A 15,842-nucleotide genomic window follows, 5' to 3' on the forward strand; every position below is an offset into this window, starting at 1 on the left:
GGACCGCTCCCATGACTGCCGCACAAGACACCACCCTTGCGCTATTGACCCGCTATTACGCCGCCTTCGCCACGCAGGATCACGCCGCGATGCTTGATTGCCTCACCGACGATGTGGTGCATCACATCAATCAAGGCGAGGCCGAGACTGGCAAAGCGGCTTTCGCGGCATTTCTTGACGTGATGGACACCGCCTATTGCGAACGTCTCACCGACATGGTGCTCTTTGCCTCAGAGGATGGCACACGCGCCGCCGCGGAATTCCGGGTTTTGGGCACATATCTCAAAACCGCAGAGGGCTACCCGGAGGCGCATGGTCAGACCTATGATCTGCCAGCGGGCGCGTTCTTTAGCCTGAAAGGCGGTAAAATCGCCCGAATTTCCGTCTATTACAATGCCGCTGACTGGGTCGAGCAAGTGTCATGAGCCTCACTTACCGCACCCTGCGCGGGCCGGATGTGACGGCGGCTTTGGATGACTTGGCACGGCTGCGGATCACGGTGTTTCGCGATTGGCCTTATCTCTATGACGGCTCGCTGGACTATGAGCGCAGCTACATGGCCAGCTATGTCGGCAATCCCCGCGCCATTTTGGTCGCGGCGTTTGACGGCGACCGTCTGGTCGGGGCCTCCACTGGCTCGCCCTTGATAGATCACGCCGATGATTTCGCAAATGCCTTTGCCACCAGTGACTTGCCCTTGGATCAGGTGTTTTATTGCGCCGAATCCGTGCTTTTGGACGCCTACCGTGGCCAAGGCGCGGGGCACAGGTTCTTTGACGCCCGCGAATCCCATGCCCGCGATATGGGCTTTGCCACTTCGGCCTTTTGCTCGGTGATCCGCCCGGAGGACCACCCGCTGCGCCCCAAAGATACGCGCAGCCATGATGCGTTTTGGCGCGGACGCGGCTATGCCCCCTTGCCTGAAGTTGTAGCGGAATTTGACTGGAAAGATGTAGATCAGGCGCAATCGACCCAAAAGCGCCTGCAATTTTGGGGGAAAGCCCTGTGAGATTGATCGCCGCTACATGGGCCCCCGTCTGGCATGACGCGCCGGACCTGTGGCTGGACCGCTACCGCGCAGCCTTAGCTGAGGTCAAAGCCGATCACGACACATTGGTGATCTTCCCCGAATATGCCGCCATGGAGGCGGCGTTTTACGGCGATGCGCCATTGGATGCACAGGGTTGGATGCGCCGGGGGGCGGATCATTTCGCACGCTATTGCGACGGCATTCGGGCTTTGGTCGCAGAAACCGGCGCGACAATTTTGAGCGGATCGGGCTTTGCCGCCTCACACGACAGCTATGTCAATCGCGCGCTATTTTGCGGCCCCGAAGGCGAGACCTTCGTCGAAAAACACATGCCCACCCCCTATGAGCGCGCCCTCAACATGGCTGCGGGGCGGCCCGGCCCGGTGATCGATACACGCTTTGGTAAGATCGCCGTGCTGATTTGTTATGACAGTGAATTCCCGCACTTGGCGCGCCGATATGTCGAGGCAGGCGCAGAGATCCTTTTGGTCCCGTCTTGTACCGACACCGAACAGGGGGCAAGCCGGGTTGAGATCGGATGCCGCGCCCGGGCGCTTGAGGGGCAGGTCTTGGTGGCGATGGCACCCCTCGTTGGCGAGGTCACGCAATGCGAGGTGATCGACGTCAATCTGGGTCAGGCGCGGGTGTTTTGCGCCCCCGATGTCGGCGCACCCGACGATGGGATATTGGCCCAAGGTCCGCGCAATGCACCGGGGTTTGCCATTTTGGATGGGCTTGAACGCCGACTCGGTGCCGGGCGCAAAGAGACGCATGTCAGTGTCCCAGACCACTGGCCAGAGAGCGAATCCATCGCTTTGACGTGGGATTGTACCCCCCTTGTGCTGAAATAACGCGAAATCCACCTTGAAAAGCGGCTGTTAAAGGCGCATTTACTGCGTCGCCCGTATACTGACGGGTGGAACAACTATGGAGTGAACATGGCCAAGGAAGAAATGCTCGAATTTCCCGGTGTCGTTAAGGAACTCCTGCCGAACGCGACATTCCTGGTCGAGCTGGAAAACGGCCATACGATCATCGCTCACACGGCAGGCAAAATGCGCAAGAACCGCATCCGCGTTCTCGCAGGCGACAAAGTTCAGGTCGAAATGACCCCCTACGATCTGACCAAGGGTCGGATCAATTACCGTTTCCGTTAAACGCGGGTTCAACGGGTCCCCTATGAAACTGATCCTCGGTTCAGCCAGCCCGCGCCGGAAAGAGCTTCTGGCGCAGCTGGGGCTTGTCCCCTTTGACGTGCGCTCCCCCGACATCGACGAAGACCCACACAAGGCCGAATTGCCGCGCCCCTATTGCGCGCGCATGGCCCGGGAAAAAGCGATGGCGGTGCCGCGGACCGAAGACGAGATCGTGCTTTGCGCCGACACCACCGTAGCCCTTGGACGGCGGATCATGGGCAAACCTGTTGACGAAAAAGAATGTGCCGAGTTTCTTTTGGCCATGTCCGGGCGACGTCACAAGGTGATCACCGCCGTGGCCGTGGCTTATGGCGATCGCGTGTGGGAGGCCGATGTGGTCACCACCGTGAAAATGAAACGCCTGTCTGATGTCGAACTCAACAGCTACCTCAACAGCAATGATTGGCGCGGCAAGGCGGGCGGCTATGGCATTCAAGGGCCTGCGGGTGCGTTCATCCCGTGGATTCAAGGCAGCTATTCGGCCGTGATGGGCCTGCCCGTGGCGGAAACCGCAACCCTTTTGATGACGGCGGGCTATCCCGTGTATGGAGACCCGCGATGATTGGCAGTGTGATTGCGCTTGGCGAGATCAACGGACAAAAGGCCGCCGCATGGATTGTAGACGGTCGACTGGAAGACCTGATTGTCGATGCGGGCGAAGATGCCCCCCCTGCCCCCGGTGCGATTTTTCGCGCCAAAGGCGGGCGGTCTTTAAAGGGCATGGGCGGCGCGTTGTTGGACCTACCGAATGGCGAACAGGCCTATCTGCGCGGCAACAAGGGCCTCAAACCCGGCGCGCCGATGTTGGTCCAAGTCAGCCACATTGCTGAACCCGGCAAGGCCGTACCAGTGCTGACCCGGCTGTTGTTCAAATCGAAATATGCGATCATCACGCCGGAGGCCCCCGGCCTGAACATCTCGCGCCAAATCTCCGATGACGAGGCGCTGATCCGGCTGCATGAACTGGCCTCCGAGGGCATGGATGGCGCGGATGAGACGCTTGGCCTGATCCTGCGCTCTGCCTGCGAAGGCGCGACGGATGAGGCCGTCGCCGACGACATCGCCGCCATGCGGACACTCGCCGAGGCCGTTCTGGCCGACCTGCCTGGCACGCCCGAATTGCTGGTCGATGGGCCGGATGCCTGGGAGGTCGCTTGGCGCGATTGGCCCGAGGTTGACGTGTTTGACGACAGTGAACAGGCGTTCGACAATCACGGCGTACACGAATTGATCGACGCGGCACTTGATCCACGCGTGCCGCTCAAATCCGGCGCATCGGCCTATATCGAACCGACCCGCGCCCTTGTCGCGATTGACGTGAACACCGGTGGCGATTTCTCTCCGGCGGCGGGCACCAAAGCCAATATCGCCCTCGCGCGCGACTTGCCGCGACAGCTTCGCCTGCGCGGCTTGGCCGGGCAGATCACCATCGATTTGGCCCCGATGCCGAAAAAAGACCGCCTGCCGTTCGAGCAGGCCCTCAAAGCCGCATTCAAATCCGATGGCAATGACACGGTTTTAGCCGGATGGACCCCGCTGGGCCATTTCGAAATCCAAAAAAAGCGCACCCGCGTGCCGCTGACACAGGCGCTTTCATGAGCTGCCCCATCTGCAAAGGCGAAGCGGTCGCCAAATACCACCCCTTTTGTTCCAAGCGCTGCGCCGACATCGACCTTGGCCGTTGGATGAACGGCACCTATGCCGTCCCCTCCGGGCGCGAGGAAGACCCCGAAGAAATTGCCGAAGCCTTGGAAGAGATGCTGCGGAGCTCTGAGGCGGATGAGGCCAAAAAGCCGCAATAAAGCCTACTGCCACTGGCCTGAGGCTGGGATATGGCCAGGCCCACAGCGCCGATCAACATGGCATGCACAGCGTCCAAAATCCCAGAGTCAGTTTTTTAAAGAGACGCTTTAGAAACTTCACTTTCCCTCTGGACAGTCCCGCCCCCTCCGACTAGAAACCCGCTACCCGAACGACACGTCGTTCTCCGGTGCCCGGGTAGCTCAGGGGTAGAGCAGTGGATTGAAAATCCTCGTGTCGGTGGTTCGATTCCGCCCCTGGGCACCATTTAAGTCCCATATACATATGAACTCGCGCTGCACAGGCGTGCCCCCATCACAACACAGCTCTGCGCGTCTGTGTTGGCAAGTCGCGCAAAAGGCCATCGTTTTGCGGCGGGATCAACGTGAACCCCATTGAAACCCTCCCAGAAATAGACGAGTCTGAGAGGGTATTCTTTTAAACAGTCACCGGCAGGCACCACATGTACGCGTATGACGAGACACTCACGATTCACGGCATAAAAGTAGCCTTTGTTCCCGATATCATCACCCCAACGATCGAAAAGCCCATGCGAAAGGGCAAATACGAGAAGGGGGAGGTTGAGATCATGCGGGCCATTTTGCAGCCCGGAGATCGGCTTTTGGAACTTGGTGCCGGTGTCGGAGTGGTGTCAAGTGCTGCGGCCTCTGTTGAGGGGGTCGAGGCGGTTTTGTCGATTGAGGCCGACCCGAACCTTGTGCCGATGATCAAAGAAACGTGGCGGCTGAATGGCATTGAAACCGCTGAGCTGCGCAATGGCGTGGCGATGGCAAAGGCCGGCGATCCGGTGAAATTTTACATCCGCGACAATTATTGGGCCAGTTCAATGGAACCGGACTCGCGGCCTTATTCGCGTATCGAAGAGGTGCCCTCAGCAGGCATGGACGCGCTGTTTCAGGAGTTCCGTCCCACCGTATTGTCCTGTGACATCGAAGGCGGGGAACTTGGGCTTTTGGATGAGGTGGACCTGTCCGGACTGCGCCATATCGTGATGGAAGTGCATCCAAAGGTCTATGGCCAAGAGGGGCTGCGCAAGATCGTTGAAATGCTTGGAGCCAAAGGGTTTTTGCCCTCCCCTGACACCAAACCCGACTCGTCGGTCAAGCGCTTTGATCGTGTCTTGGTCGAGGGGAAAATGATCGAAGGGGCGGCCCTGCCTCGGCGGCCATACCGGCCTTGGGGGGCTGAGGCCCCGCGCATTCTGATCCCGACCTGCATGAAAAACGAAGGCCCCTTTATCCTTGAATGGATCGCGTGGCATCGCGCCGTCGGGGTCACGGATTTTCTGGTGTTCACCAATGATTGCACCGATGGTACGGACAAGTTGCTCGACCGGCTCGATGATATGGGGATTGTGCGGCATATGGCCAACCCGGCTCTGGGATCGGATGCGACGAATTTCCAACCCGTGGCCTTGCGCTATTTGCCTTACACCCGCGAAATGCGGGAGGTTGATTACGTTATTTCCATGGATGTGGACGAGTTTATCAACATCCGTGTGGGTGAGGGTCGCTTTGAGGATTTATTTGCGGTCACCGGGGAATTCGACGTGTTGTCGATGTCCGAAATCAATCACGGCTCCAACAACAAGCTGGCTTACGAACGCAAATGGGTGACCGAAGCCTATCCGGGTCATCAATCCACCACACCGGGCAAACAGAAAGCGCACCGGGGCGTCAAAAGCATCACCCGCCTCAGCCCCCGCGTCAACGCGATCCGCAATCACCGCCCGGACGTTTCGCAAAACTTGGGCCAGGCGATTTGGCGCGATGGATCGGGACGCGCGCGTCCCGGCTTTCTCAAAGACCCGGAGATGAATGGGTGGGATTGTCGCGGGGCCTATGATCTTGTGTCCTTGGATCATTTCCCTCTGCGCTCACTGGAGTGTTTTCTGGTCAAAATGCATCGTGGGGACGTGGTTGTGGCCGACAAGAGCGTGTCCAACCGCTATTGGCGCACTCGCAACAATAATGGCGAAACCAGCTCTGATCTCACCCGGTTTGGCGCGCTGGCCCGCAAGGAATATGACCGCCTCCTGACTGATCCCACATTGGCAAGCCTGCACGAAGCCTGCTGTACGGCGCATGAAGCACGGATCGCGTCACTCGCTGGTGTTAAGGAATTCGAAGAGCGCAAAAAATGGATTTTCAGCGAGGCGTGGGACGGAGAGATCCCCGAAGCCTATCGTCAGCCGACCTCGGAAGCCGCCGAGTAAGCCGCGATTCAGAAAAGATGCGCGGGACTTAAGCGACTTGAACCGGACTGCTTTGCTGGGCATAATGGCGTCAACGACCGGAAACCGGCGATAAAGAAAGAGGCAGTATGAGCACCCGACTCCCCCGAGCGATGTCGCCGATGGCTGAAGACCTGCGTGAAAAAATTATTTCCGATCCGGATATGATTTTAGACGATCTGGACGTGATGCGCGCGCTCATCGCCGCCAATGAACGCACTTCTGGCGACAATATCGTGGATTTGCGCGGCATTGCCATGGAGCGGCTTGAGGATCGGCTGGACCGTTTAGAAGACACCCATCGCGGGGTGATTGCCGCCGCATATGAAAACCTTGCCGGCACAAACCAAATCCACCGCGCCGTATTGCGCCTGTTGGAACCTTCTGATTTCAAATCATTTCTCACCGCATTGTCTGGCGATGTCGCCAACACGCTACGCGTCGATGCGGTGCGGCTTTTGTTGGAAACCAAGGTCGAAGACGCCGATCCCGCCGTCAAAAAACTGGGCGATGTGTTGATCACCGCCGAACCGGGGTTCATCGACACCTATATTACCTTTGGCCGCAACATTCCCGTGCGGCCCGTCACCTTGCGCCAGGTCTCGCCCGAGGCGGACCTCATCTACGGCACTTCCGCGGGCTATATCCATTGCGAAGCCTTGATGAAACTCGACCTAGGCGCGGGCCGCCTGCCCGGCCTGTTGATTTTCGGCTCCGAAGACCCGCATATGTTCCGTCCGGCGCAGGGCACGGATTTGTTAAACTTTTTCTCGGGCGTATTCGAACGCATGATGCGCCGCTGGCTCGGATGAGTCTCGCGCTCACAGACGGGATGCGGGACACGCTTTCCGACTGGCTTGACCGCGAACGTGCGCTCAAAAACGCCTCTGAGCACACGATCACCGCCTATACCCATGACGTCACTGGCTGGCTTGCCTTTCTGGCCAATCATCTGGGCGGAGGGTTTGGTCCCGCCCGTCTCAGCACACTCACGCTCACCGATATGCGCGCGTGGATGGCGCATGAACGCGGGCGCGGCGTGGCCCCCCGGTCGCTGGCGCGCGCGCTGTCTGCGGTGAAAACCTTCACCCGGTTTCTGGCCGAACGCGACGGGTTTGATGCCACGGCGATCCTGTCCACCCGCTCACCTAAATTCCAACGCAAACTGCCCCGTCCCTTGACCGTTGAGGCGGCGCAGTCGTTGCTCTCGACGGTCGAGTTGCAATCCGAGGAGCCATGGATCGCCGCGCGCGATGTGGCGGTGGTGACCTTGCTGTACGGCTGTGGCTTGCGGATTTCCGAGGCGCTGTCGCTCACCGGCGCGGATGTGCCAATGGGCGAGGTGATCCGCATCATCGGTAAGGGCAACAAAGAGCGCATTGTACCGGTTTTGCCCGTCGCCCGGCGCGCCGTTGCGGAATATGTCCGGCTCTGCCCACATGAACTGGCGGCGAAAGCCCCCCTGTTTCGCGGCAAACGCGGCGGGCCACTCAATCCGCGTTTGATTTCAAAGGTCACGGAAGCCGCGCGGATGCAGCTGGGCCTGCCCTCAAGTGTGACACCCCACGCGATGCGCCATTCTTTTGCGACCCATTTGCTGACCGCAGGCGGCGATTTACGGGCGATTCAGGAGCTATTGGGCCATGCCTCGCTGTCCACAACTCAGGCCTATACGGCGGTGGACACAGCGCGTCTGTTACAAGTGTACGAGGCCGCCCATCCGCGCGCAAAAAACGGTTCATCTTGAACCTCCTCCACCTTTTGTTCATCTCCTCTCTCTTAAACTGAATGACAGCTTAGACCACAGGCTGTCACAGCGAAAAGGGGATGGGACATGACAGACAAAGTGCCGACGTTTTTCTCCAAAAGCCCCGACGGATCGGACACGCCGCCTTTGACAAAGAGCGGCCCGAGTTTGCGCGAAGTCGCCGTGATCAGCCGCATCACCCAAGAGGATTTCCTGACGCAACTGTCGCGGGCGTTGGCCGATTATGACAAGGACGGTGATGGGCTTTTGACCGAGGAAGAATGGCGCTGGGTTGAGGACGGGTTGAAAGACGGGGGATGACCGTCCTTAAATTCTCATCAAAGAGTGCACGGGCAAGCGCACTCCTTAACGACACCACCTTGGCATGACAAAAAGGGCACCCAATCGAGTGCCCTTTTAAACAATTTAGAGCAACGCCTTAGTTTACCCCAGCGCCTCATCGCAACGCGCGCACACACCGGCGTGGCTGTGCGTGCCAACGTCAGGCAGGATTTTCCAGCAACGCTGACATTTCTCGCCCTCGGCCTTTTCAAACACAACCCCAATCCCTTCGACCTCGCCAAGGCGGAACGCCTCAGACGGGGCGGCATCTTGGGTCAATGTCAGCGCGGAGGTGATGCAAAGATCGGCAAAATCAATGGATTTGAGCGCTGACAACACGCCCGCATCCTCGACATGCACGATGGGAGCCGCCTCCAAAGAGGCCCCGATCACCTTGTCCTGGCGTTGGATTTCCAAGGCGGCGGTGACGACACGGCGCGCTTTGCGGATGTCGGCCCATTTCGCTGCCAAATCACCGTCCAACCAGCCAGAGGTGGTTTCCGGGAAATCGACCATGTGCACGGAACTGTCCGCACCCGGGAAGCGCTCCAACCAGACCTCTTCCATGGTGAAGGTCAGGATCGGGGCAAGCCATGTGGTCAGGCGGTGATAGAGGATATCCAACACGGTGCGTGCAGCGCGGCGACGCGCGGTGTCGCCATCGCAATAAAGCGCATCTTTGCGAATGTCGAAATAGAAGGCCGAGAGATCGACCGTGGCAAAGTTGAACACCGCGGTCCAAACGCCGGAGAAATCAAACGTCCGGTAGCCTTCGCGCACGGTTTGATCGAGTTCCGCCAAACGGTGCAACACCCAACGTTCAAGCTCGGGCATATCCGCCACATCGACACGATCCGCCTCGGTGAAATCATTCAGCGAGCCCAACATATACCGCATGGTGTTGCGCAAACGGCGATAGCTGTCGGCCACACCTTTGAGGATTTCCGGCCCAATGCGTTGGTCCGCGGTGTAATCCGCCTGCGCCACCCAAAGCCGCAAAATATCGGCGCCGTATTGTTTGACGATGGTCTCCGGCACGATGGTGTTGCCCAAGGATTTGGACATTTTCATGCCCTTCTCGTCCAAGGTAAACCCATGCGTCACAACATTTTTATAGGGCGCACGGCCCTTGGTGCCACAGGCCTGCAACAAGGACGAATGGAACCACCCACGGTGTTGGTCGGTGCCCTCCATATAGACATCCGCGATGCCATCGGGTGTGCCGTCTTCGCGGTCGCGCAGCACGAACGCATGGGTGGACCCCGAGTCGAACCACACATCCAAGACGTCGAACACTTGGTCATAGGCGTCCGGGTCGGCGATGCCATCGAGCATCTTCTCCTTGAACCCATCCTCATACCAAACATCCGCGCCGTTTGCGTCGAACGCGGCTTTGATGCGGGCGTTCAGATCGGCGTTTTTCAACAAGAAATCGGGGTAGGTCGGCAGCGCACCTTTTCTGGTGAAACAGGTCAGCGGTACACCCCACGCGCGTTGACGCGAGAGCACCCAATCCGGGCGGCTTTCGATCATCGAATAGAGCCGGTTGCGGCCGCTTACAGGCGTCCATTTGACCAGCTCGTCGATGGAGCGCAGCGCACGTTCGCGGATGGTGTCGCCATATTCGCCCATGCCATCGTCGAGTTTGCGATCCACAGCGGCAAACCATTGCGGCGTGTTGCGGAAGATGATCGGAGCCTTTGAGCGCCACGAATGTGGGTAGGAGTGGGTCACGCGCCCGCGCGCGATGATGCCACCCGCCTCAACGAGTTTCGCGATCACGGCCCCGTTGGCTTTGCCCTCTTTGCCCTTTTGATCGAACACGGTCAGCCCGGCGAAAAACGGCACATGCGGCAGGAACTCGGATTCTTCGCCCACGTTATGGGTCATCCGGTCGATCCAGTTGCGTTTGACGAAACAGTCGTAGTCGTCGGCACCATGGCTCGGCGCGGTGTGCACGAACCCCGTACCGGCATCCGCCGTGACATGATCGCCGTCAATCATCGGGACCTCGTAGTCCCAAAAGCCGTCCGCGCCTTCGATCCCCGCGAAAGGATGCGCCAAGGTCAGCCCGCCAAGCTCTTCGGAGGTGACATCGCGCACACGGGTGAACTCGGTCACACGGGATTTGCCCAAAGCGTCCTCGGCCAAAGCATCAGCAAAGACATAAAGCTCGCCGGGGACGGTCCAGCTTTCGTCCTCAGTGGCTTCGACTTTGTAGAGCCCGTAGTTGATTTTGGGGTTATAGGCGACGGCCTTATTCGACGGGATGGTCCAAGGGGTCGTGGTCCAGATGACGACGCGGGCTTTTTCAAGATCACGTGCATGATCAGACTTCCCGCCGGACGAAATAATCGGCATATCGACACCGTCGTCCTCGATGAATTTCGCAACCGTGGGAGCAAACGTAACCTTAAACGGCACCCAAATCGTGTGTGACTTGTGATCGTGATACTCGATCTCGGCCTCGGCCAGCGCGGTTTTTTCAACAGGCGACCACATCACGGGCTTGGAACCCTGATACAGCGTGCCATTCATCAAGAATTTCATGAATTCGTCGGCGATCACCGCTTCGGCATGGAAATTCATTGTCAAATAGGGATCGTCCCAGTTGCCATAGACGCCCAGGCGTTTGAATTCTTCGCGCTGGATGTTCACCCACTCATCGGCAAAGGCGCGGCATTCCTGACGGAAATCAATCACCGGAACGTCGTCTTTGTTTTTGCCCTTTTGGCGATATTTTTCCTCGATCTTCCATTCAATCGGCAGACCGTGACAATCCCAACCCGGCACATAGCGCGCGTCAAAGCCCATCATTTGATGCGAGCGCGTGATGATGTCTTTGATGGTTTTGTTCAACGCATGGCCGATGTGCAAATGCCCGTTGGCATAGGGGGGGCCATCGTGGAGCACAAAAGAGGGGCGGCCCTCGGTTTTGCCCTTTTCACGCAGGCGTTGATAGAGGCCCATCTCCTCCCAGCGCGCCAACCAATCGGGTTCGCGTTTGGGCAAACCTGCGCGCATCGGAAAGTCGGTTTTAGGCAGATTGAGCGTGTCTTTATACTCGGGCGTGGTCGTCTCGGAACACATATCAGAAGTCCTTGGGGAATGGCATGGATCATTGGGATCATTGGGGCGATCGAAGGGCGGCGCGGGTCACCATACGCCTTGTCCCGGCGGCTCAGTGGATCAGAGCGCCGGGCTGCTAATTCGAATAATCAGGGCAGCCATGAATGTCATATCCGCCTTATAGGCGGGGGGCGGCGCTTGGGCAAGCACACTTGCCTGCGCCTTTGCCGCATTGCAGCCCGCGCCAAACCCGCGCAAGATCGACAGGCTTACACTCAGAGGTTCCACAGAGGCTCCCATGTCCGAAACACGCTCCGCCCTGCCCCCGAAATTCGATATCTCGCATGACGACATGGACCGCGTTTTGGCCCGGTTTTACGCCAATGTGCGCCGCCACCCCGAACTGGGTGCAGTGTTTGGTGCACATGTCAAAGACTGGCCCGCACATGAGGAAAAAATCGGACGCTTTTGGCGCAACGCGATTCTGCATGAGCGGCAATATGACGGCTTTCCTCAGCGGGTGCATCTGATGGCTCCCGAGGTGAAAGAACATCATTTCGCCCTCTGGCTCGGCCTGTTTGACGACGCACTCACCGCAGAACTCGACGCAGAAACAGCGGCGAAATGGTCAGAAATTGCCCACCGCATCGGTCGGGCGTTTCGCATGGGGATTGCACAACGCGACCAACCCCAAGACGCGCCGCCCAAGCTCTTTTAATAAAACCGTTTTAAAACGGACCCATATCCGCCATATCGCGTTGAACCAAAGCAAAACGACGGACCCCAGCGGTGACCATGCCCCAAACCACCCCCCTCACCATTGCCATTGCAGGCGCAGGCATCGGCGGGCTGGCCGCTGCATCCTTGCTGGCCGATCAGGGTCATCACGTGACACTATTCGACCAATTCGACACGCCGCGCTCTGTTGGCTCTGGCCTTGTGATCCAACCTGTCGGACGGCGGGTTTTGGATGCGGTGGGCGCGGGCGGCACGGCGCGCGCTCTGGGTCATAACATTCAACGGATGCTGGGACGCGAGACCCAAAGTGGCAGACGCGTTTTGGACGTCAGTTACGGCTCAAGTTACGGTTTGGCGATCCACCGCGCTGCTTTGTTTCATAGCCTGATGGAAGCGGTTCAGACCCGCACTGTGACGCTTATGTCCGCGCATAAGGTCACGGGCCGCGAAGGGTCCTATCTGACATTCGAGGCCGGTGTGCGCAGAGGTCCGTTTGATCTGATCATTGATGCCAGCGGCGCGAATTCTGTGCTCAGCCCGATCAAAACCCGCCCCCTGCCCTATGGCGCGATTTGGACCACCGTGGACTGGCCGAACACGAGTCTGCCGACCACGGAGCTGTCTCAACGCTACCGCCGCGCCAACCGGATGATCGGCGTCATGCCAATCGGGACGCTCCCCGGTGAAACCAGCCAAAAAGCGGCGCTGTTTTGGTCGCTGCCGCGCGAAGGCTATGCAGACTGGCAAGACCGCGGCCTTGCGCGCTGGAGATCGGAGGCCTTGGCGCTTTGGCCCGATCTCGCCCCCTTCATGGATCAAATCACTGCGCCCGAGCAAATGGTCATGGCGCGCTACACCCATGGCACTTTGCGCAAACCTTTTGGCGACGGCATCGCCCATATCGGCGACGCCGCCCACCGCGCCTCACCGCAATTGGGCCAAGGGGCCAATATGGCACTTTTGGATGCCTGGGCCTTGGCGCAAGCGATCCGGTATTTCCCGCTGGACACCGCCCTGCCCGCCTACGCCCGCGCCCGCCGCGCCCATGTGTTCGCTTATCAATCCATGTCGGCGGCGTTCACGCCACAGTACCAATCCGACAGCCGGATTTTGCCCTTTGTCCGTGACCGAATTTTGTTCCCACTTTCGATCCTCCCACCCGCTAAACAGCTTTTGACCGCTCTGGTCAAAGGCTCACTCCTGCCACCCTTGGGCTATCTCACACCGCAGGATCACTCCGACGTCTGACCCTTATCAAACAACCCGGTCAAAGCCCGTTTCACTGTGCCGGAGACAGAGGGTTTGGTGCCTTTGGTGAACGGCAGCGGGCGACAGACCTCGATCGCGGCAACGCCGACGCGGGCGGTCAGCGCGCCGTTGACCACGCCCTCGCCAAAGCGGCGCGAGACTTTCGACAACACGCCGCCCCCCGCCATGGTGCCGATCAAATCGTCGCCCACGGCCACGGCACCGGTCGCAACCAAATGGGTCAAAACGGATTTCGTCACCCGCCATGAGCCCAAGGTGCCCGAGCGACCGCCATAAATCTCCGCGATCCGCCGGATCATCCGCAGGTTCGAAGTCAGCGCGGCAAAGACATCGGCCAGCGCGAGCGGCACAAGCGCCGTGACGGTCGCCACTTGGCGCGCCGCGGCTTCGACCTCGCGACGTGCGGCGGCATCCAAAGGCGAAAGGAGTTCAACCTCCGCCAAGCCCAAAAGCCCATCTGCGTCAAAGACTTCGCCTTTGCGTTCATTAAACCGATCCTTGCCCCAATTGATCTCGGGTCGATGAGCATAGAGGGTCAAAAGCCGATCCGTGACCGCCTTTGCACCGTGTAAATCCCCACGCGTCGCAGCCTCTGCGGCGGCTTTATGCAGCGTATCGATGCGTTTGAGCCGGGCAAACGCGGCCAGTTCTTTCAACGCGATCGCGGCCAAGACCGCCACAAACGCCCCGGTCAACGCCAAGGCGACATAGCCTAAAATTGCGTTGCGTTCGATCAGGCGCAGAATGAAATCATAGGCGGCGAACGAGATCACAAAGGTGAACAGCGCCGTGAACAACCGCCAAAACCACCGCGCCAAAGCCGAAGGGCGGCGCGTGGCCAAAACGGCCATCCGCTCCATCGCGGCCGGGCGCGCAAGTGGCGCGAGGTCCGGCACCGGATCGGCGGTGGACGGCGTTTGCACGGGCGCTTCGTCAATCTCGATCATGACCGGGCCTTTGCGCGAATGTGAGGCGGGGGCCTCTGTCATAACTTGTCTCCAATCAAGAAATCAGCGGCGCGATCAAGCCGGATATGCGGCGGCCCCTCGCCGGGGCGCAGGGTCAGACGCGCGGGTTGAAACCGCATGATTTCATACTCGCCGTCCAACCAATTTTGCGCCCCTTGGCGCGCAGGGGCGAGGATATGGCTTGGGTCTTCGGGCAATTCACCGGGATAAAACGCCGCCTGTTTGCCGCTTTCCGTCAGGCCCCGCACACAGTCCAAAGGCTTGCCCTCATGGGTCACGGTTTCCTCAACCGTGGCGCGCAAAGCGGCAATGGACATGGCCATCGTGCCGGCCCCGGCATAATCCGCCCGGTCGCGGGCATCGCGCACCAGCGCCTCCATGATCGCGGTCAGACGCGGGTGTTGCGCATGGTGGATGTGATCGGCTTTTGTGGCAGCAAACAGGATTCTACTGACCCGTTTTTGCCCCAGAAGCGACAGAATGCGCCCAACCCGACCGGGACGAAACGCGGCCAGAATATCCGCCAGTGTCCGGCGCAGGTCTTCGACCGCTTTCGGGCCAGAATGGATCGCGCCCAAAGCATCGACCAAAACGATCTGACGATCAATTTTGGCGAAATGGTCGCGAAAAAACGGTTTCACCACCTCGCGTTTATAGGCCTCATAGCGGCGCTCAAACTCCCGTGCCATGGACCCGCGCGGGGCCTCACCCGCAGGCAGCGGGGCAAAGGTCAAAACCGGTGACCCATCCAATTCACCGGGCAATAAAAACCGCCCCGGCGTGCAATCGGAATACCCCGCCGCGCGCGCCGCCTGCAGATAGGCGGTGAAACTTTGGGCCAGTTTTTTGGCCTCCGGCTCCGCGTGTTTGGTGGTCGCATCAAACGCCGCCAAGGCCTCGGTAAACCCCGCCCCCTCAGGACGGGTGGTGGCGGCGGTCAACGCCTCGGCGGACCACTCGGCAAAGCTCTTTTCCATCAGACCCAGATCCAAAAGCCACTCGCCGGGATAATCGACAATATCGAGATGCACGGTGCGTGGGCCAGACAGAGAGCCCAAAATCCCGGTCGGGCGCACTTTGAACGACAGGCGCAGCTCGGAGATGGCACGGGTACTTTCGGGCCACTGCGGCGCAGGCGCCGTGAGGGCGGCAAGATGGGTTTCATAATCAAACCGCGGCACGGTGTCGTCGGGTTGCGGTTGCAAATAAGCGGCGGTGATCGCGGTGCCCGGACCGAATTGCGGCATCCGGCCCCGGTCCAAAAGATTGGCGACGAGCGAGGTGATGAACACCGTCTTGCCCGCCCGCGACAGGCCGGTGACACCCAACCGCACCACGGGCTCAAACAGCGCCTCATGAACGCCGTCCTGGACCGTTTCAACGCCCCGGAAAACCCTGTCTGCAATATCGTTCAGGATCAAATCCCGCC

General features: G+C 59.4%; 17 protein-coding genes and 1 tRNA gene. 14 read left to right on the forward strand and 4 right to left on the reverse strand.

Annotation, left to right across the window (positions count from 1 at the left end; translation table 11 throughout):
- Positions 1 to 11 precede the first annotated feature (11 nt).
- From B30_RS19495 to B30_RS19550, 12 genes are all read left to right on the forward strand, one after another.
- The gene (locus tag B30_RS19495) at positions 12 to 425 is read left to right on the forward strand and encodes a ketosteroid isomerase-related protein (protein ID WP_009573920.1); all 414 of its coding nucleotides are present in this window, start codon (positions 12 to 14) and stop codon (positions 423 to 425) included.
- Positions 422 to 1,009 (forward strand): hypothetical protein, encoded by a 588-nt coding sequence (locus tag B30_RS19500; protein ID WP_009573921.1) that lies wholly within the window; start codon positions 422 to 424, stop codon positions 1,007 to 1,009. Before B30_RS19495 ends, B30_RS19500 begins: the two co-directional genes overlap by 4 nt.
- Positions 1,006 to 1,881, forward strand: a complete 876-nt coding sequence (locus B30_RS19505) for a nitrilase-related carbon-nitrogen hydrolase (protein WP_009573922.1) — start codon at positions 1,006 to 1,008, stop codon at positions 1,879 to 1,881. The genes B30_RS19500 and B30_RS19505 overlap by 4 nt, the downstream gene beginning before the upstream one ends.
- Before the next feature lie 87 nt (positions 1,882 to 1,968).
- Positions 1,969 to 2,187 (forward strand): translation initiation factor IF-1, encoded by a 219-nt coding sequence (infA, locus tag B30_RS19510; protein ID WP_009573923.1) that lies wholly within the window; start codon positions 1,969 to 1,971, stop codon positions 2,185 to 2,187.
- A gap of 22 nt (positions 2,188 to 2,209) precedes the next feature.
- A complete protein-coding gene (locus B30_RS19515; RefSeq protein ID WP_009573924.1) occupies positions 2,210 to 2,788 on the forward strand; it encodes a Maf family protein in 579 nt (192 codons plus the stop codon).
- On the forward strand, positions 2,785 to 3,825 hold the full coding sequence (locus B30_RS19520; RefSeq protein ID WP_009573925.1) for a ribonuclease E/G: 1,041 nt from the start codon (positions 2,785 to 2,787) through the stop codon (positions 3,823 to 3,825). Before B30_RS19515 ends, B30_RS19520 begins: the two co-directional genes overlap by 4 nt.
- On the forward strand, positions 3,822 to 4,028 hold the full coding sequence (locus B30_RS19525) for a DNA gyrase inhibitor YacG (protein WP_009573926.1): 207 nt from the start codon (positions 3,822 to 3,824) through the stop codon (positions 4,026 to 4,028). Before B30_RS19520 ends, B30_RS19525 begins: the two co-directional genes overlap by 4 nt.
- A gap of 190 nt (positions 4,029 to 4,218) precedes the next feature.
- Positions 4,219 to 4,293, forward strand: a tRNA-Phe gene (locus tag B30_RS19530).
- A gap of 322 nt (positions 4,294 to 4,615) precedes the next feature.
- Entirely contained in the window at positions 4,616 to 6,262 is a 1,647-nt protein-coding gene (locus B30_RS21580) for an FkbM family methyltransferase (protein WP_193217642.1), read from the forward strand.
- Positions 6,263 to 6,369: 107 nt separating this feature from the next.
- On the forward strand, positions 6,370 to 7,092 hold the full coding sequence (locus B30_RS19540) for a DUF484 family protein (protein WP_009573928.1): 723 nt from the start codon (positions 6,370 to 6,372) through the stop codon (positions 7,090 to 7,092).
- Positions 7,089 to 8,027, forward strand: coding sequence for a tyrosine recombinase XerC (locus tag B30_RS19545; protein ID WP_009573929.1), 939 nt, complete (start codon positions 7,089 to 7,091; stop codon positions 8,025 to 8,027). The genes B30_RS19540 and B30_RS19545 overlap by 4 nt, the downstream gene beginning before the upstream one ends.
- An 87-nt stretch (positions 8,028 to 8,114) precedes the next feature.
- Positions 8,115 to 8,348 (forward strand): hypothetical protein, encoded by a 234-nt coding sequence (locus tag B30_RS19550; protein ID WP_009573963.1) that lies wholly within the window; start codon positions 8,115 to 8,117, stop codon positions 8,346 to 8,348.
- A 123-nt stretch (positions 8,349 to 8,471) separates the two neighbouring features.
- Here B30_RS19550 and ileS read toward each other — a convergent pair whose 3' ends face one another.
- Entirely contained in the window at positions 8,472 to 11,459 is a 2,988-nt protein-coding gene (gene ileS, locus B30_RS19555) for an isoleucine--tRNA ligase (RefSeq protein ID WP_009573965.1), read from the reverse strand.
- Between the two features lie 99 nt (positions 11,460 to 11,558).
- Positions 11,559 to 11,738, reverse strand: coding sequence for a hypothetical protein (locus tag B30_RS19560; protein WP_040403020.1), 180 nt, complete (start codon positions 11,736 to 11,738; stop codon positions 11,559 to 11,561).
- Here B30_RS19560 and B30_RS19565 point away from each other — a divergent pair.
- Together B30_RS19565 and B30_RS19570 are read left to right on the forward strand one after the other, a co-directional pair.
- Entirely contained in the window at positions 11,737 to 12,156 is a 420-nt protein-coding gene (locus tag B30_RS19565) for a group III truncated hemoglobin (protein ID WP_009573966.1), read from the forward strand. The two genes, B30_RS19560 and B30_RS19565, sit on opposite strands and share 2 nt — an antisense overlap.
- Positions 12,157 to 12,233: 77 nt before the next feature.
- Entirely contained in the window at positions 12,234 to 13,424 is a 1,191-nt protein-coding gene (locus B30_RS19570) for an FAD-dependent oxidoreductase (RefSeq protein WP_009573967.1), read from the forward strand.
- Here B30_RS19570 and B30_RS19575 read toward each other — a convergent pair.
- Both B30_RS19575 and B30_RS19580 read right to left on the reverse strand, forming a co-directional pair.
- Complete coding sequence (locus B30_RS19575; protein ID WP_009573968.1) at positions 13,409 to 14,434, reverse strand: YcjF family protein; 1,026 nt, start codon at positions 14,432 to 14,434, stop codon at positions 13,409 to 13,411. The two genes, B30_RS19570 and B30_RS19575, sit on opposite strands and share 16 nt — an antisense overlap.
- The gene (locus tag B30_RS19580) at positions 14,431 to 15,834 is read right to left on the reverse strand and encodes a YcjX family protein (RefSeq protein WP_009573969.1); all 1,404 of its coding nucleotides are present in this window, start codon (positions 15,832 to 15,834) and stop codon (positions 14,431 to 14,433) included. The genes B30_RS19575 and B30_RS19580 overlap by 4 nt, the downstream gene beginning before the upstream one ends.
- Positions 15,835 to 15,842: the final 8 nt, after the last annotated feature.

This window comes from Celeribacter baekdonensis B30, assembly GCF_000299875.1.
GTDB classification, from domain to species: Bacteria; Pseudomonadota; Alphaproteobacteria; order Rhodobacterales; family Rhodobacteraceae; genus Celeribacter; species Celeribacter baekdonensis_A.

Excerpts from the sequence above, each read along its gene's own strand:
- B30_RS19495 (WP_009573920.1), top strand. The coding sequence starts at position 12 with ATGACTGCCGCACAAGACACCACCCTTGCGCTATTGACCCGCTATTAC.
- B30_RS19500 (WP_009573921.1), top strand. The coding sequence starts at position 422 with ATGAGCCTCACTTACCGCACCCTGCGCGGGCCGGATGTGACGGCGGCT.
- infA (WP_009573923.1), top strand. The coding sequence starts at position 1,969 with ATGGCCAAGGAAGAAATGCTCGAATTTCCCGGTGTCGTTAAGGAACTC.
- B30_RS19515 (WP_009573924.1), top strand. The coding sequence starts at position 2,210 with ATGAAACTGATCCTCGGTTCAGCCAGCCCGCGCCGGAAAGAGCTTCTG.
- B30_RS19520 (WP_009573925.1), top strand. The coding sequence starts at position 2,785 with ATGATTGGCAGTGTGATTGCGCTTGGCGAGATCAACGGACAAAAGGCC.
- B30_RS19525 (WP_009573926.1), top strand. The coding sequence starts at position 3,822 with ATGAGCTGCCCCATCTGCAAAGGCGAAGCGGTCGCCAAATACCACCCC.
- B30_RS21580 (WP_193217642.1), top strand. The coding sequence starts at position 4,616 with ATGCGGGCCATTTTGCAGCCCGGAGATCGGCTTTTGGAACTTGGTGCC.
- B30_RS19540 (WP_009573928.1), top strand. The coding sequence starts at position 6,370 with ATGAGCACCCGACTCCCCCGAGCGATGTCGCCGATGGCTGAAGACCTG.
- B30_RS19545 (WP_009573929.1), top strand. The coding sequence starts at position 7,089 with ATGAGTCTCGCGCTCACAGACGGGATGCGGGACACGCTTTCCGACTGG.
- B30_RS19550 (WP_009573963.1), top strand. The coding sequence starts at position 8,115 with ATGACAGACAAAGTGCCGACGTTTTTCTCCAAAAGCCCCGACGGATCG.
- ileS (WP_009573965.1), bottom strand. The coding sequence starts at position 11,459 with ATGTGTTCCGAGACGACCACGCCCGAGTATAAAGACACGCTCAATCTG.
- B30_RS19565 (WP_009573966.1), top strand. The coding sequence starts at position 11,737 with ATGTCCGAAACACGCTCCGCCCTGCCCCCGAAATTCGATATCTCGCAT.
- B30_RS19560 (WP_040403020.1), bottom strand. The coding sequence starts at position 11,738 with ATGGGAGCCTCTGTGGAACCTCTGAGTGTAAGCCTGTCGATCTTGCGC.
- B30_RS19570 (WP_009573967.1), top strand. The coding sequence starts at position 12,234 with ATGCCCCAAACCACCCCCCTCACCATTGCCATTGCAGGCGCAGGCATC.
- B30_RS19575 (WP_009573968.1), bottom strand. The coding sequence starts at position 14,434 with ATGACAGAGGCCCCCGCCTCACATTCGCGCAAAGGCCCGGTCATGATC.